Raw genomic sequence first — 330 nt, forward strand, 5'->3', positions numbered from 1 at the left:
GAATAAAAGCGGTGTCAAAATCCATACGGTCTACGATCCCAATGCCGACACGCCCATCTATTTTGAAATCACCGACGCTAGAGTTAGCGATGGCCGCGCCATCTCTCAACTCTCTGTTTTTAAAGGAACTACTTACGTATTTGATCGTGCCTATAACGGTGGGGCGTGGCTCGAAAAGCTCGTGAATGAGGGCTGTCTGTTTGTGGGCCGGATGAAGAAAGATATGAATTACAAGGTCACGAAGTCTCTGCCACCGAAAGGGGTGGGTGTGGTGAGGGATGAAAAAATCGAAGTGTGTTACAAGACCCGATCGTATCTGAAAGGCCGCAC

1 protein-coding gene is annotated in these 330 nt (G+C 48.8%); it reads left to right on the top strand.

Annotated elements, in window-relative coordinates; all coding sequences use genetic code 11:
* Nucleotides 1-330, top strand: a 330-nt coding sequence (locus tag WG929_RS21035) for a transposase (protein WP_416207629.1), incomplete at both ends; no start/stop codon positions are given.

Source organism: Oceanobacter antarcticus, assembly GCF_044962685.1.
Classification (GTDB): Bacteria; Pseudomonadota; Gammaproteobacteria; order Pseudomonadales; family Oceanobacteraceae; genus Oceanobacter; species Oceanobacter antarcticus.